The organism is Streptomyces sp. MBT53 (assembly GCF_016654115.1).
Classification (GTDB): Bacteria; Actinomycetota; Actinomycetes; order Streptomycetales; family Streptomycetaceae; genus Streptomyces.
This window is the reverse complement of record NZ_JAEQAZ010000139.1, coordinates 1-22547: the sequence shown is the minus strand read 5'-3', so window position 1 is coordinate 22547 and position 22547 is coordinate 1. Positions and strand designations below refer to the sequence as shown.

At 70.5% G+C, this 22547-nt stretch carries 18 protein-coding genes; 13 read left to right on the top strand and 5 right to left on the bottom strand.

Features of this window, described 5'->3' with window-relative positions:
• The first annotated feature begins 20 nt into the window (after positions 1–20).
• Both JHN45_RS36435 and JHN45_RS36430 read left to right on the top strand, forming a co-directional pair.
• Positions 21–1571 (top strand): acyl-CoA synthetase, encoded by a 1551-nt coding sequence (locus JHN45_RS36435; RefSeq protein WP_201053705.1) that lies wholly within the window; start codon positions 21–23, stop codon positions 1569–1571.
• 137 nt (positions 1572–1708) lie between these two features.
• Positions 1709–3205, top strand: a complete 1497-nt coding sequence (locus JHN45_RS36430) for an acyl-CoA synthetase (RefSeq protein ID WP_201053703.1) — start codon at positions 1709–1711, stop codon at positions 3203–3205.
• Positions 3206–3211: 6 nt separating this feature from the next.
• Here the strand turns inward: JHN45_RS36430 and JHN45_RS36425 are convergent, their stop codons facing one another.
• Positions 3212–3592, bottom strand: a complete 381-nt coding sequence (locus JHN45_RS36425) for a MerR family transcriptional regulator (protein ID WP_374195660.1) — start codon at positions 3590–3592, stop codon at positions 3212–3214.
• 100 nt (positions 3593–3692) lie between these two features.
• Here JHN45_RS36425 and JHN45_RS36420 point away from each other — a divergent pair, with 100 nt between their 5' ends.
• From JHN45_RS36420 to JHN45_RS36410, 3 genes are read left to right on the top strand one after another with little or no spacing between them, the layout of a single operon-like run.
• Entirely contained in the window at positions 3693–4478 is a 786-nt protein-coding gene (locus JHN45_RS36420) for an amidohydrolase family protein (RefSeq protein WP_201053701.1), read from the top strand.
• Between the two features lie 50 nt (positions 4479–4528).
• Complete coding sequence (locus JHN45_RS36415; protein WP_201053693.1) at positions 4529–5392, top strand: alpha/beta fold hydrolase; 864 nt, start codon at positions 4529–4531, stop codon at positions 5390–5392.
• 37 nt (positions 5393–5429) lie between these two features.
• Positions 5430–6212: an alpha/beta fold hydrolase gene (locus tag JHN45_RS36410; protein ID WP_201053685.1), complete on the top strand. Its 783-nt coding sequence runs from the start codon at positions 5430–5432 to the stop codon at positions 6210–6212.
• On the opposite strand, the gene JHN45_RS36405 is transcribed toward JHN45_RS36410, so the two are convergent.
• A complete protein-coding gene (locus JHN45_RS36405; RefSeq protein WP_236584507.1) occupies positions 6190–8100 on the bottom strand; it encodes a sulfatase in 1911 nt (636 codons plus the stop codon). The two genes, JHN45_RS36410 and JHN45_RS36405, sit on opposite strands and share 23 nt — an antisense overlap.
• Positions 8101–8195: 95 nt before the next feature.
• Positions 8196–9815 carry an acyl-CoA synthetase gene (locus JHN45_RS36400; protein ID WP_201053681.1) on the bottom strand — a complete coding sequence of 540 codons (1620 nt, stop codon included), beginning with the start codon at positions 9813–9815 and terminating at the stop codon, positions 8196–8198.
• 167 nt (positions 9816–9982) lie between these two features.
• Here JHN45_RS36400 and JHN45_RS36395 point away from each other — a divergent pair, with 167 nt between their 5' ends.
• From JHN45_RS36395 to JHN45_RS36360, 8 genes are all read left to right on the top strand, one after another.
• Positions 9983–10783, top strand: coding sequence for a crotonase/enoyl-CoA hydratase family protein (locus JHN45_RS36395; RefSeq protein ID WP_201053679.1), 801 nt, complete (start codon positions 9983–9985; stop codon positions 10781–10783).
• Positions 10784–10920: 137 nt separating this feature from the next.
• Entirely contained in the window at positions 10921–11865 is a 945-nt protein-coding gene (locus JHN45_RS36390; RefSeq protein WP_201053676.1) for a Zn-ribbon domain-containing OB-fold protein, read from the top strand.
• Positions 11865–12929 carry a thiolase domain-containing protein gene (locus JHN45_RS36385; RefSeq protein WP_236584500.1) on the top strand — a complete coding sequence of 355 codons (1065 nt, stop codon included), beginning with the start codon at positions 11865–11867 and terminating at the stop codon, positions 12927–12929. The genes JHN45_RS36390 and JHN45_RS36385 overlap by 1 nt, the downstream gene beginning before the upstream one ends.
• Positions 12926–14092: a thiolase domain-containing protein gene (locus tag JHN45_RS36380; protein ID WP_019069075.1), complete on the top strand. Its 1167-nt coding sequence runs from the start codon at positions 12926–12928 to the stop codon at positions 14090–14092. The genes JHN45_RS36385 and JHN45_RS36380 overlap by 4 nt, the downstream gene beginning before the upstream one ends.
• An 82-nt stretch (positions 14093–14174) precedes the next feature.
• The gene (locus JHN45_RS36375) at positions 14175–14417 is read left to right on the top strand and encodes a DUF397 domain-containing protein (RefSeq protein WP_019069076.1); all 243 of its coding nucleotides are present in this window, start codon (positions 14175–14177) and stop codon (positions 14415–14417) included.
• A 115-nt stretch (positions 14418–14532) separates the two neighbouring features.
• The gene (locus JHN45_RS36370) at positions 14533–15438 is read left to right on the top strand and encodes a universal stress protein (protein WP_200712711.1); all 906 of its coding nucleotides are present in this window, start codon (positions 14533–14535) and stop codon (positions 15436–15438) included.
• A 157-nt stretch (positions 15439–15595) separates the two neighbouring features.
• On the top strand, positions 15596–18508 hold the full coding sequence (locus JHN45_RS36365) for an AAA family ATPase (RefSeq protein ID WP_201053670.1): 2913 nt from the start codon (positions 15596–15598) through the stop codon (positions 18506–18508).
• A gap of 136 nt (positions 18509–18644) precedes the next feature.
• Positions 18645–19142, top strand: coding sequence for a hypothetical protein (locus tag JHN45_RS36360; protein ID WP_019069079.1), 498 nt, complete (start codon positions 18645–18647; stop codon positions 19140–19142).
• Positions 19143–19149: 7 nt separating this feature from the next.
• Here the strand turns inward: JHN45_RS36360 and JHN45_RS36355 are convergent, their stop codons facing one another.
• Entirely contained in the window at positions 19150–21120 is a 1971-nt protein-coding gene (locus tag JHN45_RS36355) for an N-acetylmuramoyl-L-alanine amidase (RefSeq protein WP_201053668.1), read from the bottom strand.
• A 279-nt stretch (positions 21121–21399) separates the two neighbouring features.
• Positions 21400–22542, bottom strand: a complete 1143-nt coding sequence (locus JHN45_RS36350) for an aminoglycoside phosphotransferase family protein (protein WP_200712708.1) — start codon at positions 22540–22542, stop codon at positions 21400–21402.
• Between the last annotated feature and the right edge of the window lie 5 nt (positions 22543–22547).

Below are 22547 nucleotides of genomic sequence, written 5' to 3'. Positions count from 1 at the left end.
AGGGCGGGGCCACACAGGGCGTGAGCACACCCCCCGCCGGCTTCTGGGCCCAGGCCGCCCAGAACCCCGACCGTACGGTCCTCGTCGCACCCGACGGCGAGGAGTGGACGGCCGGCCGTCTGCACGCCGCCGCCAACCGACTCGTCCACGGCCTGCGCGCGGCCGGACTCGAACGCGGTGACGCCTTCGCCGTCGTCCTGCCCAACGGCGTCGAGTTCTTCACGGCCCATCTGGCCGCCACCCAGGCCGGGTTCTACCTCGTCCCCGTCAACCACCACTTCGTCGCCCCGGAGATCGCCTGGATCGTCGCCGACTCCGGCGCCAAGGTGCTCATCGCGCACGAGCGGTTCGCCGAGCCCGTCCGCCAGGCCGCCGACGAGGCCGGCCTCCCCGCCACCCACCGGTACGCGGTCGGCACCGTCGAGGGCTTCCGGCCGTACCCCGAACTCCTCGACGGACAACCGCAGTCGGCGCCCAGTGACCGCACGCTCGGCTGGGTCATGAACTACACCTCGGGCACCACCGGCCGCCCCCGCGGCATCCGCCGCCCCCTGCCGGGCAAGCCGCCCGAGTCGGCGTATCTCGGCGGTTTCCTCGGCATCTTCGGCATCAAGCCGTTCGACGACAACGTGCACCTGGTCTGCTCGCCGCTCTACCACACGGCCGTCCTCCAGTTCGCGAGCGCCAGCCTGCACATCGGCCACCGCCTGGTCCTGATGGACAAGTGGAGCCCGGAGGAGATGCTCCGCCTCATCGACCGTGAGAAGTGCACCCACACCCATATGGTCCCGACCCAGTTTCACCGTCTCCTCGCTCTCCCCGAGGACGTACGGGCGCGCTACGACGTCTCGTCCATGCGGCACGCCATCCACGGCGCCGCCCCCTGTCCCGACCATGTGAAGCGGGCCATGATCGAGTGGTGGGGCGACTGCGTGGAGGAGTACTACGCGGCGAGCGAGGGCGGCGGCGCCTTCGCGACCGCCGAGGACTGGCTGAAGAAGCCCGGCACGGTCGGCAAGGCCTGGCCCATCAGCGAACTCGCGATCTTCGACGACGACGGCAACCGGCTCCCGCCCGGTGAACTCGGCACCGTCTACATGAAGATGAGCACCGGCGGCTTCGCCTACCACAAGGACGAGGCCAAGACGAAGAAGAACCGCATCGGCGACTTCTTCACCGTCGGCGACCTCGGCTACCTCGACGAGGACGGCTATCTCTTCCTCCGCGACCGCAAGATCGACATGATCATCTCGGGTGGCGTCAACATCTACCCCGCAGAGATCGAGTCCGCGCTCCTCGCCCACCCCGCCGTCGCCGACGCCGCCGCCTTCGGCATCCCGCACGACGACTGGGGCGAGGAGGTCAAGGCCGTCGTCGAACCGTCCCCGGGCCACGAACCCGGTCCGGATCTCGCCGCCGCTCTCCTCGCCCACTGCGCCGAGCAACTCGCCGGATACAAGCGGCCCAAGAGCATCGACTTCATCACCGAGATGCCCCGCGACCCCAACGGCAAGCTGTACAAGCGCAGGCTGCGGGACCCGTACTGGGAGGGGCACGTCCGGCCCATGTGAGTCCGGCCTGTATGGGTGCGTCCTGTATGCGTGCGGACTGTGTGCGTGCGTCCTGTGTGGGCCCGGCACATGTGGGCCGGGCCCACCTCGACCTCCCGGCTTGACCCGCCCGGGCCTCGGCCCGAGGATCATGTGTCATGACGCCCGGACACGGCAGCACGGTTGACGGGGTACTGCGACGCAGTGCCCACCGCACTCCCGCCCGCGTGGCGGTGGACTACGGCGAGCGCTCCTGGACGTACCAGGAACTCGACGACGCCGTCTCCGGCGCGGCGAGCGTACTCCTCGACCAGGGCCTCGCACCGGGCGACCGGGTCGGCTCCTACGGCCACAACTCCGACGCCTATCTGATCGGCTTCCTCGCCTGCGCCCGCGCGGGCCTCGTGCACGTACCGATCAACCAGAACCTCACCGGCGACGACCTCGCGTACATCGTCGGCCAGTCCGGCAGCACGCTGGTGCTCACGGACCCGGATCTCTCCGGTCAACTCTCCGACGATGTACGGACGTTGCCGCTGCGGGACGCGGACGGCTCGCTGCTGGAGCGGCTCGCGACCGCGTCGCCGTACGACGGTCCCGAGCCGCGCACCGAGGACCTGGTGCAGTTGCTCTACACCTCGGGCACGACCGCGCTGCCCAAGGGCGCGATGATGACCCACCGGGCCCTGGTGCACGAGTACTTGAGCGCGATCACCGCCCTGGACCTGAGCGCCGGGGACCGGCCCGTGCACGCGCTGCCGCTCTACCACTCGGCGCAGATGCATGTGTTCCTGCTGCCGTATCTGGCGGTCGGCGCGACCAACCTGATCCTCGACGCGCCCGACGGCGACCGCCTGTTGGACCTGATCGAGGCCGGGCGGGTGGACAGCCTGTTCGCCCCGCCCACCGTGTGGATCGGGCTGGCGAACCGCCCGGACTTCGCGACCCGCGATCTGAGCGGGCTGCGCAAGGCGTACTACGGTGCGTCGATCATGCCGGTGCCCGTCCTGGAGCGGCTGCGCGAACGGCTCCCCGAACTCGCCTTCTACAACTGCTTCGGTCAGAGCGAGATCGGCCCCCTGGCCACCGTCCTGGGACCCGACGAGCACAAGGGCCGGATGGACTCCTGCGGGCGGCCCGTCCTGTTCGTGGACGCCCGGGTGGTCGACGAGGACGGCAAGGACGTACCCGACGGCACACAGGGCGAAGTCGTCTACCGCTCACCGCAGTTGTGCGAGGGCTACTGGGACAAGCCCGAGGAGACGGCCGCGGCCTTCCGCGACGGCTGGTTCCACTCCGGCGACCTCGCGGTACGGGACGTGCACGGCTTCTTCACCGTCGTCGACCGGGTGAAGGACGTCATCAACTCCGGTGGCGTACTGGTCGCTTCACGCCAGGTCGAGGACGCGCTCTACACCCACGAGGGCGTCGCCGAGGTCGCCGTGATCGGCCTCCCCGACGACCGCTGGATCGAGGCGGTCACCGCGGTCGTCGTCCCGCGCGGCGAGGTCACCGAGACCCAACTCATCGACCACGCCCGCGAGAAACTCGCCCACTTCAAGGCGCCGAAGCGTGTCGTGTTCGTCGAGAAACTGCCACGGAACGCCAGCGGAAAGATCCTGAAGCGGGAGCTGCGGGAGCGGTTCGGCGACTGAGCGCTTTCACCGGGAGGCCGGAGCGGAATCGGTGCGGGCCTCCGCTCCGGCGATGGTCTCCTGCAACACCGCGCGGGCCGCGTCGAGTTGGGCGGCCCGCCGGTCCAGGGCGCTCAACTGCTCGCGCAGCGCGTCGAGTACACCCGGACACGGCCGTACGGCGACCTCGTCGGTGGTGCAGGGGAGTACCCGGCGGATGATCCGGGTCGGCAGCCCGGCCGCGAGGAGCGCGCGGATGCGCAGGACGGCCGCGATGTCCGAATCGGCGTACTCCCGATAGCCGTTGGGCAACCGCCCGGGACGGAGCAGCTCCGCCCGCTCGTAGTGGCGCAGCAGCCGCTCGCTGGTCCCGGTCCGCTCGGCCAGCTCTCCGATCAGCACGGACACGCACCCTTCTCCGACTTGACCTTCCCACGGTGTCAGGGCTCAACACTGGCTCCCGCCGCCCGCATTCCACCGGGCGGCGGACACGTTCAGGGAGGCCCGCATGATTCTCGACGCCCACAGCCATGTCCACGACCCGCTGGGTGCCCACCTGTTGGCGCTCGACGAGGCGGGTGTGGACCGTACGGTGCTGTTCCCCACTCGCCCGCATCCGGAACGTGCCACCGACCTGGACTCCCTCCGCCACGAAATGGCCTTGCTGCAACGGGCGTTGGCCGGCGGCACCGGCGACGACGCATTCGCCCTGGCGATGCGGGAGTTGGACGATGCCCTCGCGGCTCACCCCGACCGCTTCCTCGGCTTCGGTTCCGTCCCGCTCGGCCGCCCCGACGCCGAGACCGCGGCCCGGGTGGAGCGCGAGGTGACCGCCCGCGGGCTGTACGGCATCGGTGAACTCACCCCGCCTCCGGACCAGTTGGCCCTGGTCGAACCGGTGCTGCGCGCGGCCCACGACCACGCCGGACTCCCGGTGGTCGTCCACGGCTCCGCGCCCACCACCGCCGTGGACCTGCGCACGCTCGCCGACCTGGCTGCCCGCTACCCCAAGGTGCCGCTGGTGATCAGCCAACTGGGCGGCGCCCACTGGATGGACGCGATCGAACTCGCCCGGGCCACTCCCAACCTCCACCTCGACCTGTCCACCGCGAACATCGTCTTCGCCGTCCGCCTGGCCGTCCACGAACTCCCCACCCGCACCTTCTTCGGCTCGGACGCTCCGTACGGAGACCCGGTGGTCGCCCGCACGACGGTGGAACGGGTCACCCGGCCGGGCGAGGTCCGCGACCGGGTCCTGGGCGGCAATCTGGCGGAGCTGCTGGGCCTGGGATGACGGAGGAACCGGTTTGTGGCCGAGTGCGGTGAGCGGCGAGGATTCGGGGCATGCCGACCTTCACCGCCACCGACGGCACCGAACTCGCCTACCACGTACGGGGCGAGGGCGAACCGCTGGTCGTCCTGCCCGGCGGGCCCATGCGGGCCTCCGCCTACCTCGGCGACCTGGGCGGACTCACCGCGCATCGACGGCTGATCCTGCTGGATCTCCGGGGCACCGGCGACTCCGCGCCGCCGACCGACGAGGAGACGTACCGCTGCGACCGACTGGTCGACGACGTCGAGGTGTTGCGCGCCCACATGGACCTGGACCACATGGATCTGCTCGGGCACTCGGCCGGCGGCAGTCTCGCCATGCTCTACGCGGCCCGCCACCCGGAGCGGGTGACACGCTTGGCGCTCATCACCGCCACCCCATGGGCCCTGGGCATGCCGGCCACGCCCGAGGGACGGCTCGCCGCGGCCCGGCTGCGGAAGGGGGAACCGTGGTTCGAGGGCGCGTTCCCGGCCTTCGAGGCGTGGCTCGCTGGCACCGCCGACTTCGACCCGGTCTTCGAGCCCTTCTTCCACGGCCGTTGGGATGCCGTCGCCGAGGAACACTCCGCACGCGCCGACGAACAGACCAACGACGAAGCCGCCGACCTGTACTTCGCCGAGGGCGCCTTCGACCCACCGGTCCTCCGGGCCGCCCTCGGCCGGCTGCCCGCACCCGTCCTGGTTCTCGCGAGCGAACTCGACGGCGGCCCACGGCCCGAACTCGCCCGTCGCACCGCCGAGGCGTTCCGGAACGCCGAGTTGGTGGTGCAGCCGGGTGCGGGTCACTACCCGTGGCTGGACGATCCGGAGTGGTTCGTGCGGCATGTCGTCGCGTTCCTCGACGCGGGCGGTGCGGTTCTGCCCTCGGCAGAGTAGGCGCCCCGCCCGTCGTCCCGGCGGTTACGTTCCCACCATGCACAGAGAGACCCGAGCCGTCGAGGCCAACGGCATCACCCTCGCTCTGCACACCTGGGGGCCCGAGGAGGCACCGCCCGTCCTCCTGCTCCACTCCCGGGCCGCCGACGGCACCGACTGGACGCCGATCGCCGAACGGCTCGCCGGCGGACCCGACGCGCGCCGCGTGTACGCCCCCGACCTGCGCGGCCACGGCCGCAGCGACTGGCCCGGCACCGAGCCGGGGGCCACTGCCGACGTGTACGCGTACGACGCGATGCGGGACGACATACGCGCCCTCATCACCGTCCTCGGCATCGAACGGACCGACGTCATCGGCCACTCCCTGGGCGGCATCGTCGCGTACCTGCTCGCCCAGCAGGCGCCCGACGTCGTGCGGCGACTGGTGCTGGAGGATGTGCCGGCGCCTATTCCCCTCGATCCGCCGAGGCCGCCCACCGAACGACCCGCGGGGAAGCTGCCGTTCGACTGGGCCATGATCGAGGCCACCGACGTCCGGGCGAACCGCCCCGACCCCATGTGGTGGGACCACATGGAGCGGATCACCATGCCCATGCTGGTGATCGCGGGTGGTCCCACCAGCGGGATTCCTCAGGACCGGGTCGTCGCGGTCGCCGAGCGGATCCCCGGCGGCCGTCTGGTGACCGTCGACGCCGGGCATCTCGTGCACGAGAACCGGCCGGAGGAGTTCCTGGCGGCGGTGGAGCCGTTCCTCGCCCGGCGGAGCGGGCCGCCCGGCGACGACCGGACGGCGACCGTCACTTCGCGAACGTCGTCATGAACTTGTCCCGGAACTTGTCCATGCTCAACACCGGTGCGTTGTCCGCCGGCTTGAGCCCGTCCGTCCAGCCCCAGCTGGAGATCTTGTCCAGCACCTTCGGGTCGTGCGCGACGATCGTGATCGGCACGTCCCGGTCGGAGGTGCCTCCGGTGACCGTCGGGACGGGCTGGTGGTCGCCGAGGAAGACGAGGACGGTGTTCTTGTTGCCGTAGCGCTGCATCCACTGGGTCAGGCTGTCCACGGAGTACTGGATGGCCTTGCGGTACTCGGTGCGCACGCGCTTCGCGCTCTTCCAGACCTCCGTCGGGTTCGTGCCCTCCTTCTTGATCTGGTTGAAGATCGTGCCGTCCCCGAGCTGGCTCCAGGGGATCGTGTGGGCGATCGGCGACCAGGGGTTGTGGCTGGAGGCGAGGATGATCTCCGCCATGATCGGGTCGCGGTTCTTCTTGCCGTACTCCAGCTTCTCGAAGGACTCCAGGCTGAACTGGTCCGGCACCGGCGTCCAGCTGAAGTACGGGCCGTTGTAGCCCAGGTGCGTGGAGTCGTAGATGTTGTCGAGGCCGAAGTACTTGCCCTCGGGCCAGGCCTTGCGCACACCGGGGACGATGCCGACCGTGCGCCAGGCACCGGTCTTCTGGAAGTAGCTGGTCAGCGTCGCGCGGGTGCTGGTGGTCACGGTCCGGTACCGCTGCTGGTTCTTGACCCACAGGCCGGACAGGAACGTCGAGTGGGCGAGCCAGCTGCCGGCGCCCGTCACGGGCGACCTGAGCCAGCCGCTCTGCGAGGCGAAACCGGCCGCCTTGAGCCGGGCGTCGCCCGCCGCGAGCGTCTTGTCCATCTCCGGTGCCATCGTCGGGTCGTCGATCGCGACCCGGCCGTAGCTCTCGATGAAGGTGAACATGACGTCCTTGCCGCGGAGCCCGGTCAGCAGCTGGTTCGGCGGGGTCTTGGCGAAGGCGTCGACGTTGAGCTGCTTCTTGAAGACGTCGGCGTCACCCAGACCCTCGCGGACGTACTGCACCCGGTTGGCGAGGAACGTGCTGTAGCCCTTCGTGGCGAGCGTGACGCCGCCCACCTGGAAGCTCAGCGTGAAGCACATGATCCACACGACACCGAGGACGAGTGTGGTGCGTACCGCCATGGGGCGGTGCCTGGCCATCACGTCCGACAGCCGCACCATCGCGAGCGCGCTCCCCGCCAGCACCGCGATCAGCGCCACGATCACCCCGACGATCGCGAGCACCTCGCCCGAGCGGCCGACCGAGTCCTTCAGGAAGTCCGCCGCGTCGCTCAGCAGGACCCAGTCGAAGACCAGGTCGAACGGCCGGGCCAGGGTCTGGTAGAAGCCCATGTCGAGGCACTTCAGGACGGTGGACAGCCCGACGAACGCCCCCAGCACGACGGCCACGATCCGCCGTGCCTTCGCGGGCAGTACGAGCAGGACGATCGCGAGGACGATCGCCTCGACCGGGAAGCGGAAGAACGACTGGAGAGTGATCCGGTCGAGCCGGTCGGGCACCAGCAGCGCGACGATCAGCAGCACACCGGCCAGCACGGTCGTGCCCAGCCCTACGGCACGTGCGGTGCGGGGGTAACGAGTCCGCCAGCCGAACCAACCGGCGCGGGCCGGGAGTTGAGCCGATTGCTCGGCGGAGTCGGCGGCGGATTCCGCAGATCCCGCCGCCTCGGCCGCCTCGGCCGTTTCGAGTTGCTCGGACGTGTCCGCCGCCTCGGCCGCCTCGGGTGGGCCCTGTGGTTCGGGCGGTGCGGCGGTCTCCGTCGCCGCTGTCGAGTCGGTCTCCCCGGTGGCTTTCTGCTGAGCCAATGGGTGAGAGCGAGTGAAGAGCGGCACCCGAACGTCCTTCCGTGCTGAGCCCGGTGATGGCATGACGTACCTGGCCCGGGCCACCAGATCCGTCACCATCAGTACGGTCGCACGCTACCGTCAGTTCAACCTGGCCTGCGTGTTGACCCACTGTTGACTCACTGATCTGCGGCGACCGCCACCTCCCGCGCCCACCGGTAGTCCGCCTTGCCGCTCGGCGAACGTTGGATCGACTCCGTGATCACCAACTGCCGCGGGATCTTGTACCCGGCGAGATGGGAGCGGCAGTGCGTCTGGACGTCGTCCAGCGACAGCTGCACCGCACCCGCGCGCAACTCCACGACGGCGGCCACATGGTTGCCCCACTTCGAGTCCGGCACCCCGGCCACCAGCGCGTCGTAGACATCCGGATGCGACTTGAGCGCCTGCTCGACCTCCTCCGGATACACCTTCTCCCCACCGGTGTTGATGCACTGCGAGCCGCGGCCGAGCACCGTGACGACGCCCTCCTCGTCGACGGTCGCCATGTCACCGAGCAGCACCCACCGCCTGCCGTCCTTCTCGAAGAAGGTCTCGGCGGTTTTCGCCGGGTCGTTGTAGTAGCCGAGCGGTACATGACCGCACTGGGCGACCCGCCCGATCTCACCGACGGCCACCGGCTCGTTGGTGACCGGATCGACCACCTGGGTACGGGAGTTGACCCGGATGCGGAAGGACTGCCCGGCCCCGGAGTCCGCCGTCGCCGTGCCGTTGAAGCCGGACTCGGACGAACCGTAGTTGTTCAGCAGCATCGTGTTCGGGAGCAGCTCCTGGAACTGCCTGCGCACCGTCTCCGACATGATCGCGCCCGACGACGAGACGCTGAACACCGACGAGCAGTCCGTGCCCTTCATCGGCCCGTTGAGGGCGTCGATCAGCGGTCGCAGCATCGCGTCGCCCACCAGGGAGATGCTGGTGACCTTCTCCTTCTCGATGGTCCGCAGCACCTCCTCCGGCACGAACTTGCGGTGGATCACAATGCGTTGGCCGAAGTTGAAGCCGATGAACGCGGTGAGCGTGGAGGTGCCGTGCATCAGCGGGGGAGTGGGGAAGAACGTGATCCCCGCCCCGCCGGCCGCGACCCGCTCGGCCAACTCCTCGGGCGTCTTGACCGGTTCACCGGTGGGCGCGCCACCGCCGAGCCCCGAGAAGAACAGATCCTCCTGGCGCCACATCACACCCTTGGGCATCCCGGTCGTGCCACCGGTGTAGATGATGAACTGGTCGTCCCCCGAACGGGCCGGGAACCCGCGCTCGGGAGACCCGGTGGCCTCCGCGTCCGTGAAGGCCACGGCCGGTACGTCCGGGGCGTCCTGGGCCGGAGTCCCCACCCGAACCAGGTGCCGAAGCTTCTCCGTGCGAGGCAGCGCGGCGGCCACCCGCTCGGTGAACTCCGTGTCGAAGACCAGCGCGACGAGATCGGCGTCCCGGTAGAGGTACACCAACTCCTCTTCGACATACCGGTAGTTGACGTTGACTGGCACGACCCGGGCTTTGAGGCAGCCCAGCACCGTCTGCAAGTACTCGATGCCGTTGTAGAGATGGAGCCCCAGATGCTCACCCGGGCGGATCCCGGTGTCGATCAGGTGATGGGCGACGCGGTTCGCCGCCGCGTCCAACTCCGCGTAGGTCAGGCGGCGTTCCGCGCCCGTCCCCGGGTGGTCGATGTACACGAGCGCCTCGCGGTCCGGGACCACGTCGACGACCGACTCGAACAGGTCGGCAATGTTGTACTCCACCACTCCTCCTGACGTCGGTTCGCCGGTCATCAGAGCAAAGGGCTCGGCAACTGTGAAGGGTCCGCGCAGAAGAAATCTGACTGAGTGTCAGAAAACTCTTGTACTGGCAGGACACTTCTTGCAACCTGTTCTCGTTCCGGAGGCGGTACGGCGACGGGAGGACGACCATGAGCGGTACGGAACACCTGACCGTGCGGCGCGAAGGCGCCACACTGGTGCTCACGCTCAACAGGCCCGAGGCCAAGAACGCGCTCTCGCTGCCGATGCTCGTCGGGCTCTACGACGGGTGGATCGAGGCCGACGCGGACGACGAGATCCGCTCGATCGTGCTGACCGGAGCGGGCGGTGCGTTCTGCGCGGGTATGGACCTCAAGGCCCTGGCCGGAAAAGGCATGGAGGGGCAGCAGTACCGCGACCGGCTCAAGGCCGACCCGGATCTGCACTGGAAGGCGATGCTGCGGCATCACCGGCCCCGTAAACCGGTGATCGCGGCCGTCGAGGGGTACTGCGTGGCCGGCGGTACGGAGATCCTTCAGGGCACGGACATCCGGGTGGCAGGTGAGTCCGCGACCTTCGGGCTGTTCGAGGTCAAGCGCGGGCTCTTTCCCATCGGGGGCTCAACTGTCCGTCTCCAGCGACAGATTCCGCGCACGCACGCTCTGGAGATGCTGCTCACCGGGCGGCCGTACAGCGCGCGGGAGGCGGCGGACATCGGGCTGGTCGGACATGTCGTGCCGGACGGTACGGCCCTCGCCAAGGCTCTGGAGATCGCCGAACTCGTCAACGCGTGTGGGCCGTTGGCTGTTGAAGCGGTCAAGGCGTCTGTGTATGAGACCGCCGAGCAGACCGAGACGGATGGGCTCGCGGCCGAACTCAAGCGCGGGTGGCCGATCTTCGATACCGCCGATGCGAAGGAGGGGGCGCGTGCCTTTGCGGAGAAACGGCCGCCTGTTTACAAGCGGGCGTAGTGCTCCGCACAGAGGCCGGTTCGTGTCTGCGGGTTCGTTGTGGCTGGTCGCGCCCACGCGGCGGAGCCGCATATTCAACACAGCCCCGCGCCCCTGGGTGGGGATCCGTGGCGCCGGCTGTTCAGTTAGGAGATGCCGTGCCCGAAATACTCAAAGCCCCCCTGACCCTCGAATTTCCCTTCACCCGCTCCCTCGGGCCCGTCCAGAGTGCCTTTCTCACCGGGCTGCGTGAGCGCGTCGTCCTCGGTGTGAAAACCGGCGACGGACGCACCCTCGTCCCTCCCGTCGAGTACGACCCCGTCACCGCCGAGGAGATCCGGGATCTCGTCGAGGTCGCCCCCACCGGGACGGTCACCACCTGGGCCTGGAATCACGAACCGCGTCGCGGGCAGCCCCTCGACACCTCGTTCGCCTGGGTTCTGGTCCGGCTCGACGGCGCCGACACCGCTCTCCTGCACGCCCTTGACGCCCCCGGCCCCGACGCCGTCCGCACCGGCATGCGCGTCCGCGTCCGGTGGGCCGAGGAACGCACCGGTGCCATCACGGACATCGCCTGCTTCGAGCCGTACGACGGTGACGAGACGGGTCAACCCGCCGACCACAGCGGCGAGTTCGAGAACATGGTCACCGGCATCGTGGCGCCGGCCCGCCTCGACTACGTCTACTCGCCAGGCCGTGCCCAGACCGACTACATCCACGCGCTCTCCGAACAGCGCACCGTCGGCGAACGCTGCCCCTCCTGCCGGAAGGTGTACGTACCGCCGAGGGGTGCGTGCCCCACATGTGGTGTCGCCACAGCAGAACATGTCGAAGTGGGTCCGCGCGGCACAGTGACCACGTTCTGCATCGTCAACATCAAGGCGAAGAACCTCGACATCGAGGTGCCGTACGTCTACGCGCACATCGCCCTCGACGGCGCCGACCTCGCGCTGCACGGACGGATCGGCGGCATCCCGTACGACCAGGTGCGCATGGGACTGCGGGTCGAGGCGGTGTGGAGCGAGGGGGGTCGTTACCCGGACCACTACCGGCCGACCGGCGAGCCCGACGCCGACTACGACGCCTACAAGGAGCTGCTGTGATGCCTGGAGCTGACGCGATGCGGGAGATCGCCGTCGTCGCCTTCGCGCAGACCGACCACCGGCGCACCACCGACGAGCTCTCCGAGGTGGAGATGCTCATGCCGGTCCTGCACGGCGTCCTCGAACAGACCGGCCTCAAGACCGCCGACATCGACTTCACCTGCTCCGGCTCCAGCGACTACCTCGCCGGGCGCGCCTTCTCCTTCACCCTCGCCCTCGACGGCGTCGGCGCCTGGCCGCCGATCTCCGAGTCCCATGTCGAGATGGACGGCGCCTGGGCGCTCTACGAGGCCTGGACCAAACTCCTCACCGGCGACGCCGACACCGCGCTCGTCTACTCGTACGGCAAGTCGTCCCCGGGCTCCGTACGCGATGTCCTGACCCGGCAGCTCGACCCGTACTACGTGGCGCCCCTGTGGCCGGACTCCGTCGCCCTCGCCGCCCTCCAGGCGCAGGCCCTCATCGACGCCGGCGACACCGACGAACCCGCGCTCGCCGCCGTGGCCGCCCGCAGCCGGACCGACGCGAGCGCCAACTCCCATGCGCAGGTGCGGGGTTCGGTGCCGCAGGGGGAGTATGTCGTACGGCCGCTGCGCACCGGCGACTGTCCGCCGATCGGGGACGGCGCCGCCGCCATCATCCTCGCGGCCGGGGACCGCGCCCGTGAACTGTGTGAACGGCCCGCCTGGATCAGGGGGATCGACCACCGCATCGAGGCACACGGCCTGGGCGTAAGGGAGTTGACCGACTCGCCGTCCGCGCGGCTCGCCGCCGAGAAGGCCGGCGCCTTCGAACGGCCCGTCGACACCGCCGAGTTGCACGCGCCGTTCACCGCGCAGGAGGTCGTCCTGCGCAAGGCGCTGCGCCTCGGGGACGACGTGCGCGTCAACCCGTCCGGCGGAGCCCTCGCCGCGAACCCCGTCATGGCCGCCGGGCTCATCCGCATCGGCGAGGCGGCCGCCCGTATCCACCGGGGCGAGTCCGACCGGGCCCTCGCCCACGCCACCTCCGGACCCTGTCTGCAACAGAACCTGGTCGCCGTACTCGAAGGGGATCCGCGATGAGCAAGGAGCCCGTGGCCGTCGTAGGGATCGGCCAGACCAAGCATGTCGCCGCGCGGCGGGACGTCTCGATTGCCGGGCTCGTGCGCGAGGCAGCTCAACGGGCCCTGGACGACGCCGAGTTGACGTGGGCCGACATCGACGCCGTCGTCATCGGGAAGGCGCCCGACTTCTTCGAGGGCGTCATGATGCCCGAGCTGTATCTCGCCGACGCGCTGGGCGCCGTGGGCAAGCCCATGCTGCGGGTGCACACCGCCGGTTCGGTGGGCGGGTCGACGGCTCTCGTTGCCGCCAACCTCGTCGCGGCCCGTGTGCACGGCACCGTCCTCACCCTCGCCTTCGAGAAGCAGTCCGAGTCGAACGCCATGTGGGGACTGTCCCTGCCGATCCCCTTCCAGCAGCCGTTGCTCGCGGGTGCCGGCGGCTTCTTCGCGCCCCATGTGCGCGCCTATATGCGGCGCACCGGAGCGCCCGACACGGTCGGCTCCCTGGTGGCGTACAAGGACCGGCGCAACGCGCTGAAGAACCCGTACGCCCATCTCCACGAGCACGACATCACCCTGGAGAAGGTCCAGGCCTCGCCGATGCTGTGGGACCCGATCCGCTACTCGGAGACCTGCCCCTCCTCGGACGGCGCCTGCGCGATGGTCCTCACCGACCGGGCGGGTGCGGCCCGGGCACCACGTCCGGCGGCCTGGATGCATGGGGGCGCCATGCGGAGCGAGCCCACACTGTTCGCCGGAAAGGACTGTGTGTCGCCACAGGCCGGCAAGGACTGCGCGGCCGACGTGTACCGGCAGGCGGGGATCGCCGATCCGCGCCGGGACATCGACGCCGTCGAGATGTATGTGCCGTTCTCGTGGTACGAGCCCATGTGGCTGGAGAACCTCGGATTCGCCGACGAAGGTGAGGGCTGGAAGCTCACCGAGTCGGGGGTGACCGAGTTGGACGGCGACCTTCCCGTGAACATGTCAGGCGGGGTGCTCTCGACCAATCCGATCGGCGCCTCCGGCATGATCCGCTTCGCGGAGGCCGCCCTCCAGGTGCGCGGCCAGGCCGGAGAACACCAGGTGGAAGGGGCCCGACGGGTTCTGGGACACGCCTATGGCGGCGGATCCCAGTTCTTCTCGATGTGGCTCGTGGGCAGTGAACCCCCCGCCTCCTGAAAGGTCCCCCTCACGTGGCCTGTTGGCATCAGAAACCGATCGCTAGGCTGGCCGCGGACGACGAACCGGGAGGAGCACGGACGTGGCCGAGAGCACCATCCAGCAGCACCCGCTTGCGGGCTGGGACAAGCCGGAGCTGGACCTCAGTGACGCCGAGTGGCATTCAGGGAGCCGTGGACTGGGGGATGTCCAGATCGCCTTCGTCGAGGGATTCATCGCGATGCGCAACAGCGGCCGCCCGGAAAGCCCTTCCTTGATCTTCACGCCCGCGGAATGGGGCGCGTTCGTGTCGGGGGCGCGGGAAGGGGAGTTCGACCTGACCTGAAGGGCGTTCCACCTGTTTTTCCGGACACGCGACCTCGAGTGCCCTTCCGGAGCCGACGCCTGAGCCAGGCTGGCCCCGGAGGGGAAGGTCCCGTCATCCCGGAGGTCAGGAACCCATGAGCATTCTGCCGGTCATCGCGGCGGTCGACGGTTCGGACGACAGCCTGCGCGCCCTGGACTGGGCCCTCGACGCCGCGCGCGGACGCGGGGCGCCACTGCGGGTCGTCCATGTGTGGCAGTACGCGGCCGCCTGGACACCGCCCGGCGTCCTGGTCGCAGGGCCGCCCGGCCCTGACGAGGACGAGGTGCTCGACCAGGTCCGCACCTACCTCGACGGGCGCCCCGACCGACCGGTCATGGAGTACCTCGGACTGCAGGGCGCACCAGGTGCAGTACTGCCCGAACTCGGCACCGGCGCACAGCTGTTGGTGCTCGGCTCCCGTGGCCGCGGCGGCTTCGCCAGCCTGCTGCTCGGCTCCAACGGCATGGCCGCCGCCCGCGACGCCGACTGCCCCGTCGTCGTGGTGCCCCGGCCCGGACGCGAGGTCCACGACGCGCCGCCGGCCGAGCCAGGACCCCGGGTGGTCGTCGGCGTGCACGTGGACAGCCCCGACGACACCACCCTCGCCTTCGCCTTCGCCGAGGCCGCCCTGCGCGGAGCCCGCCTCCAGGTCGTCGCCGCCTACCCGTGGCCGCCGCAGGCCTGGGCGTCCGCCGGTGAGCTCGTCCCGCCGGTCATCGACCAGGACGCCATCGAGAACGAGACCCGTATCCTCACCGAGGCCCTCCTCGCCCCGCACCGCAAGAACCACGCGGACGTCCGCGTCGAGCCGTACGTCGCACCGGGCGACGCGGCCGGCCACCTGGTCGCCGCCTCCAAGGACGCGGACCTGGTCGTCGTCGGCCGCCATCGCCGCCGTCTGCTGGCGCCGGCCCGGCTGATCGGCTCGGTCACCCAGGCGGTCCTGCTGCACGCGGCGAGCCCGGTCGCGGTGGTGCCGCCGCAGGCCTTGGAGGAGTGAGATCGCTCCGGACCGCGCACCCGGGAAAACTGGCCAGTACGCCTTTGTCGACTAACAGGTCGTCACACCCTCGGAAAGCGTACGCTGAGGTCCCTGTAGCTCACGGTATGCGTTCGCTCCCCGCGCGGACGTGCCCGCCGTGGCAGGGGGTATGGGGATGGGACAGCGGAGCGCGCGCGGCAACAGGACGCTCTTCGAACGGGAGGGTGAACTCTCCGCCGTGGACGACGCGTTGGGCGAGCTCACCGGCCTGCGCACGGACGGCGCCGAGCCGGGACACCGGCCTCGTGGCGCCCTGCTCGCCTTCGCGGGACGGGCCGGCATCGGCAAGACCACCCTCCTCACCGAGGTGCGCCGCCGCGCCACCGCACAGGGCTGCACCGTGCTGTCCGCGCGCGGCGGCGACCAGGAACAGCGCGTCGCCTTCCACGTCGCCCGCCAACTGCTGCAACCGCAGTTCGCCGGCTCCGCCGACGCCGATCTCCGTACCGCGCTGGGGAGTTGGTACGACATCGTCGGCCCCGCCCTCGGTCTGTGCGCCCCCACCGAGGGCTCACCGCCCGACCAACAGGGTCTGCGCGACGGCCTCGACTGGGTGCTCACCCACCTCGCGGTGAAGCGCGCCCCGATGGTCCTCGTCCTCGACGACGCGCACTGGGCCGACCCCGAATCCCTGGGCTGGCTGGCCGCGTTCGCGCCCCGCGCCGAGCAACTCCCGCTGCTGGTCGTCGTCGCGTACCGTCCCGACGAACTCCCCGACCACGCCGAGTCGTTCAGGGGACTGCCCGGCCGGGCCGGCGGACGCCCCCTCGACCTGGAACCGCTCAGCGTCGACGCCGTCGCCGGCCTCGTGCGCGAGACACTCGGCGAGCACGCCGACGACGCGTTCTGCCGGGAGTGCTGGGCGGTCACCGCCGGGAACCCGTTCGAGACCGTGGAACTCACCGCCAAGATCCACGACCGGGGCCTGACCCCCACAGAGTCCGGCGCCTACCTCCTGCGCGATCTCGCCGCCGCCGTCAAGGGCACCGGTCTCCTCACCCGCCTCGAACGCCTCGGCACCTCGACCGTCCGCTTCGCCTGGGCGTGCGCGGTGCTCGGCACCGAGACCCGTCCGGCTCTCGCCGCAGCCGTCGCCGGACTCGGCCACGAGGAAGCCGCCGACGCCGCCGAGGCGCTGCGCGGCGCCCGCATCCTCACCAGTACGCCGACCGTCGCGGGCACCCTCGAATTCGTCCACCCGCTCATCGCCACCGCCGTCTACCGGGCCATCCCCTCCGGCGTCCGCGTGGCCCTGCACGGCCAGGCCGCCTGGTGCGTCATCAACGACGGCCAGGGCCCCTCCGCCGCCGCCCGCCACCTCATGGAGACCCACCCCGACGGCGACAACTGGGTCGTCCAGCAACTCCGCGCGGCAGCGGGCGAAACCCTGCGCGCGGGCGCCCCGGACACGGCCCGCAGCTACCTCGCCCGCGCCCTGCGCGAACCCCCGCCCTTCGACGACCGGGCCGCCGTCCTCTACGAACTGGGCAGCGCCTCCCTGCTCACCGAACCGGCGACCACCGTCAACCATCTGCGGGCCGCCCTCGAAGAGCCGATCAGCGACGCGGGCCTGCGACAGAACATCGTCTACCGCCTCTCCCAGGTCCTCGCCCACAGCGACCGCCTCGCCGAGGCCTCCGACACCCTCGCCCGCGAGATCCGCGTCACCGACGACGCCCGCGTCAAACTCCGCATGCTCTCCGAGCAGTTCATGTGGGACGCCTTCCGCGCCGACGAACCCGACCACCCCTCGCGCTCCCGCCGCCTCACCAAACTCGCCGACCGCCTCAAGGGCCGCGACCTCACCGAGCGATACATCATCGGCCTCCGCACCTGGGACGCCGTACTGCGCGGCGAACCCGCACATGTGGCCCTCCACCATGCCGAGCGCGCACTCAATGGTGGCCTCGGCTGGGCGGAAGCCGACCGCGGCTTCGAAGTACCGGTGTTGGTCGCCCTCGCCCACATGTACTGCGACCGGCCGGGCCGCGCCGAGGAGCTCTTCGCCACCGGCATCGCCGACTTCGAGCAACAGGGCTGGCGCGGCGCCCACTTGGCCTTCGGCTACACCCTCCTCGGCTACCTCCGCTACCGGCGCGGCCGGCTCGCCGAGGCCGAGGACTTCGCCCGCGCGGGCCTGCGTCTCGCCGAGCGGGTCGGACCCGGCACCCCCGTCTACTGGTACGGCACCGGCATCCTCATCGAGGTCCTGCTCGCCCGCGGCCGGGTCGCGGAGGCCGCGCGACTCGCCGAGGACCACGCCTTCGCGGAACCCTTCCCGGCCGCCGTCGTCTTCCCGGACGCCCAGACCGTGTACGGCGAACTGCTGCTGGCCCGCGGCCTCACCAAGGAAGCCGCCGAAGAACTGGCCTCCGCGGGCCGCCGCCTCGACCCGCGCGGCATCCGCAACCCCGCCTGGTGCCCCTGGCAGCTCCACCTGGCCCGCGCCGAACGCCACGAGACCCCCGAGCGCGCCGTCGCCACCGCCCACGAAGCGGTCGCCCGCGCCCGCCAGTTCGGCACCCCCTCCGCCATCGGCCAGGCCCTGCGCGTCGCCGCCGAGGTCTCCTCCGGCTCGGCCCGCGCCAAGCTCCTGGAGGAATCCGTCGCCCACCTCGAACGCTCCCCGGCCGCCTACGAGTTGGCGTGCGCACTGGTGGCCCTCGGCACCGAACTCCGTCGTACCGGCCGCTCCAGGGAAGCCGCCGACTACCTCTACCGAGGCCTGGACGCGGCCGTCCACTGCGGCGCCGACGGCCTCGCCGACACCACCCGAGCCGAACTCGCCGCCGCCGGCCTACGCCCCCGCCGCCTCCACAGCCCCGAAACAGACACCCTCACCACAGACGAACGCACAGCGGCAACCCTGGCCGCGCACGGGAACACCGACCACGAGATCGCCGTAGAACTCCACACAGACGAACAAACGGCGGTACGCCTGCTCTCATCGGCCTACCAAAAGCTGGGCACAGACAGGACAGGCCTAGAAACAGCACTGATCAAACCGGCGCAAGGTCGAACTCCCTAGGGGCGCGGGGCTGTGTCGATATGCGGCTCCGCCGCGTGGGCGCGCCCAGCCCCCACCAAGCCGCACCCGAACGACGAACCGCACCTGGCACCTCACCACGGCTCCACCGCCGGACGGCACCCCGTACCATGGCCCCATGTCGTTCCTCCGCCGCCGCAGCGCCACTCCCGCCGGCCCCGAATTCGATGTGCTGGCCATGGACCCGGGCGACTGGCCCGGCAACCTTGGCGCCGGTCTGCTGCCCGCCCCCGACGGCACCTGCCAGGGCGTGTTCCTGCGGTACGACCTGTTCGGCGGCCGTGGCCCCGCGATGGTCATCGGCAACCTCCCGGAGGGCTCCCCGGCCCGTGACGTCGCCGAGGACGAGGTCCCCTTCGAGGTCGCGCAACTGCTCCTCGCGCTGGAGAACGACGAGGAGGTGACCGTCGTAGGCACCGAGGACATGCCGGTGATGCAGGGCGACAACCTGCTGATCGTGCGCCGCCTCAAGCTCTCCGAGAGCCGCATCTCCTGCGTCCAGTTCGACCGCAGCGACAACGTCCTGGTCACCATCGCCGCCTGGGACCGCCCCATCACGGACGACCTCTACGCCCTGCTGAAACCGCTCCCGGCGGAGCTTTTCCAGCAGGGCTGAGGCCCGGCTACCGGCCCGACCGCTCCAGCGTCACATCGGCGGCCCGGACGAACTCCACCCGGTGCCCGTACTGGATCTCGTAGTAGAGATCCTTTCCTACGACGACCTTGTGCGAGTCGGTGGTGAAGATGACCGCGTAGTAGTACTCGCCGGGCACCTTGCCGCCGACCACGTACTTCTGGCCCTTGGGCAGGGTGTACGGCAGTGGGGACACCGCCTGGACGGGCACCCCGGTCGGATAGGCCGAGGCTTCAGGGTAGGCGCGGCCGTACACCGGGACGCTGTCCACGCCGTCCTTCGGTGTGATCACCCAGCCGGCCGCCCCGACCGCCGTCGGATGCTTCCTCGGGTTCTTGAACCAGGCCTCCTGGCCCAGGTACCAGATCGCGGTCCAGTCGCCGGAACGGTCCGCCACCGCGTACTGCTGTCCGGTGGACACCCGCGAGGAGAGATCGTTGACGCCGGTCGTCGGGGTCGTCCCGAGGCCGATGTCCTTGATCAGGGGGTAGGTCTCACCCGGCCCCGAGTACAGCCGTACCTCGCTCGAACCGTGCACCGCGCACGGCTGGCCCGCGGTGACGCAGCCCGTGTACACCGGCTGGTTGGTGGTGTAGTCGGGGCGGATCGTCACCATGCCGCCGCTCTTCTTGCCGGTCTGCTCGAAGGGGTGGCCGAGCAGGGCGAAGTAGTGCGCCCAGTCCCAGTACGGGCCCGGGTCCGTGTGCATCCCGGGGACGGTGGAGGTGGTCGGCCCGGGCACGTTGTCGTGGCCGAGGATGTGCTGCCGGTCCAGCGGGATGCCGTACTTCTTCGTCAGGTACTTCACCAGGCGGGCCGACGAGCGGTACATCGCCTCCGTGTACCAGGCGTCCGGCGAGGCGAGGAAGCCCTCGTGCTCGATGCCGATCGACTTGGCGTTGATGTACCAGTTGCCCGCGTGCCAGGCCACGTCCTTGGCCTTCACATGCTGGGCGATCAGACCGTCACTGGAGCGGATCGTGTAGTTCCACGACACATAGGTGGGGTCCTGGACCAGGTTCAGGACACCCTCCCACTGGCCTTCGGTGTCATGGATGACGATGTACTTGATGCTCTGCGACGCGGTCCGGTCGCCCAGGTCGTGGTTGCCGTAGTCGTTGTCCCCGAACTGGGAGTACGGCGCCGGGATCCACTCGCAGGACACCTTCTTCGGACACTCCGTGCCGTCGGCCGAGACGGTGCGCAGTCCGGTCTCCGCCAACTGTGCGGTGTCGGGGGCGAGTTCGGGCTGCGCGGCCAGGGCGACCTGCTGCCCGGAGTCCGTGGTGCGCTGCTCGCCGGTGTGGATGACGTCGTAGACATCGTTGGCATAGGAGGCGGCCGTCGCGGTGTCGTCCGCGCCGGAGAAGCGCGCGATCGCGCCGTACCACTCGGCGGGATCCGTGCTCAGCGGCTCGCCCAGGCCCTTCTGCGCGTCGGCCAGCAGCGCGGCGCCGCCCGCCACATTCGCGACCTCGTCGGTGCGGAGGTCGGCGGCCGGGAGTCCGGTCAGCTCGGCCGCCTTCGTCAACGTCCGCAGCCGGGCGGGGAGTTGGGAGTTCGCCGGGAGCTGCGCGGTGGGGTGCAGGGCCGGGCGGGCGCTGTCGCCGCGGGCGTCCTCGGTGCCTTCGCTCAGGTGCTCCGTCGTGGCGAGCGCGGTGCGCGCGTCCGTGAGGTGCATCGGCCCGTAGCCGCCGGTCAGGCTCGGCGCTCCGCCGTGGGTGTCCCAGCGGGACTGGAGGTAGGAGACGGCCAGCAGCACCGTCTGCGGTACGTGGTACTCGGCGGACGCCGAGGCGAACGCCCGCTGGAGGGTGGAGGCGGCGGAGCCGGTGGTGTTCTCGGCGGGGGCCGCGCCCAGCAGGGGCAGCAGCAGGGCGGCGGTGGCGAGCGCGCCGGCGGCTCCGCGCGCGCGTCTGTGCCCGGGAGCGCGGGTGGGGTCGGTCGAGGATCCTCGCAATGCAGCCTCCTGGGACGGTGGGGGTGTGACGATCCGTTCGGGGCCGGGCGTGCGTCAGTGGTACCGGCTGGCCGACGATCCGTCAATCATGCCCAGAGGGAGGTGATTTCCCTTGTCACCAGGGGATACGAGGAGTTTCGTGGCGGCGGCTCCCGGGCCTGCGGGGCGTCAGTGGACTACACCAATGGGTGAGCTGCATGTGGGGGACGCACATGTGGCTGAGACACACGAAGGTCCGCGGTGCGCCGCTGCAGGGCGCACCGCGGACCGTCATCCCCGTCAGCGAGTGCCGACCGCCGCACGCACGGCCCGGCGGGCCAACTGGCAGTCGTCGTGCAGCCGCCTCAGCAGCAGCCGTTGTTCCTCGCCGGACGGCGCAGCACCCGGGTGGGCAGCTCCCGGTGCCGCCGGGGTCGTGTCGTGCATCGAACGCTGCACGGCCATCTCGTAGGTACGGATCTCCCGGGTCAGCACCAGCATCAGGTTCACCAGGAAGGCGTCACGCGACGCCGGTCCCGCCGACTGCGCGATCTGGCTGATCTGCCGCCGGGCCACCGGCGCGTCCCCGAGGACCGCCCACAGCGTGGCGAGGTCGTAGCCCGGCAGGTACCAGCCCGCGTGCTCCCAGTCCACCAGCACTGGACCGGCCGGCGAGAGGAGGATGTTGGACAGCAGTGCGTCACCGTGGCAGAACTGGCCCATGCCCTGCCGGCCCGCCGAGTGCGCGATGCCGTGCAGCAGCTTCTGCAGGTCTCCCATGTCCCGGTCGGTGAGCAGCCCCAGCTCGTGGAAGCGCGAGATGCGGGCCGCGTAGTCCAGCGGGGCGTCGAAGGTGCCCGCCGGGGGTCGCCAGGCGTTGAGCCGGCAGATCGCGCCGAGTGCCGCCCTGATGTCCGCCCGCGGCGGGGCCTCCGCCGGGTGCCGGTGCAGCGCGGCCACCCGGCCCGGCATCCGCTCGATGACGAGCGTGCAGTTGTCCGGGTCCGCCGCGATCAGCCGCGGCACCCGCACCGGCGGGCGGTGCCGGACGAACGAGCGGTATGCCGCTATCTCGTGCCGGATCCGCTCGGCCCACGCGGGGGAGTGGTCCAGTAAACACTTCGCTACGGCCGTGCTGCGTCCGGTCGTTCCGACCAGGAGCACGGAGCGCCCGTTGCGGCGTAGCACCTGCACCGGAGCGAACTCCGGGCAGATCCGGTGCACCGACGCGATCGCCGTACGCAGCTGGGCGCCCTGAGGGCCGGACAAGTCGAGTCTCCCGCTGAGCGGTTGGGTGCCGAGCCCCGGAACGCGCCGCGGCCTGCCCGCACCGAGCACGGGGCCGGCCGCCGGGCGCGCCGGGTCGAGGTAGGGGCCGCCGGCGCCCGGGCGGGGGTGCAGCGACCGGGGCGGGGCGGACACGGAGGACGATGCTGTGTACATGGGAG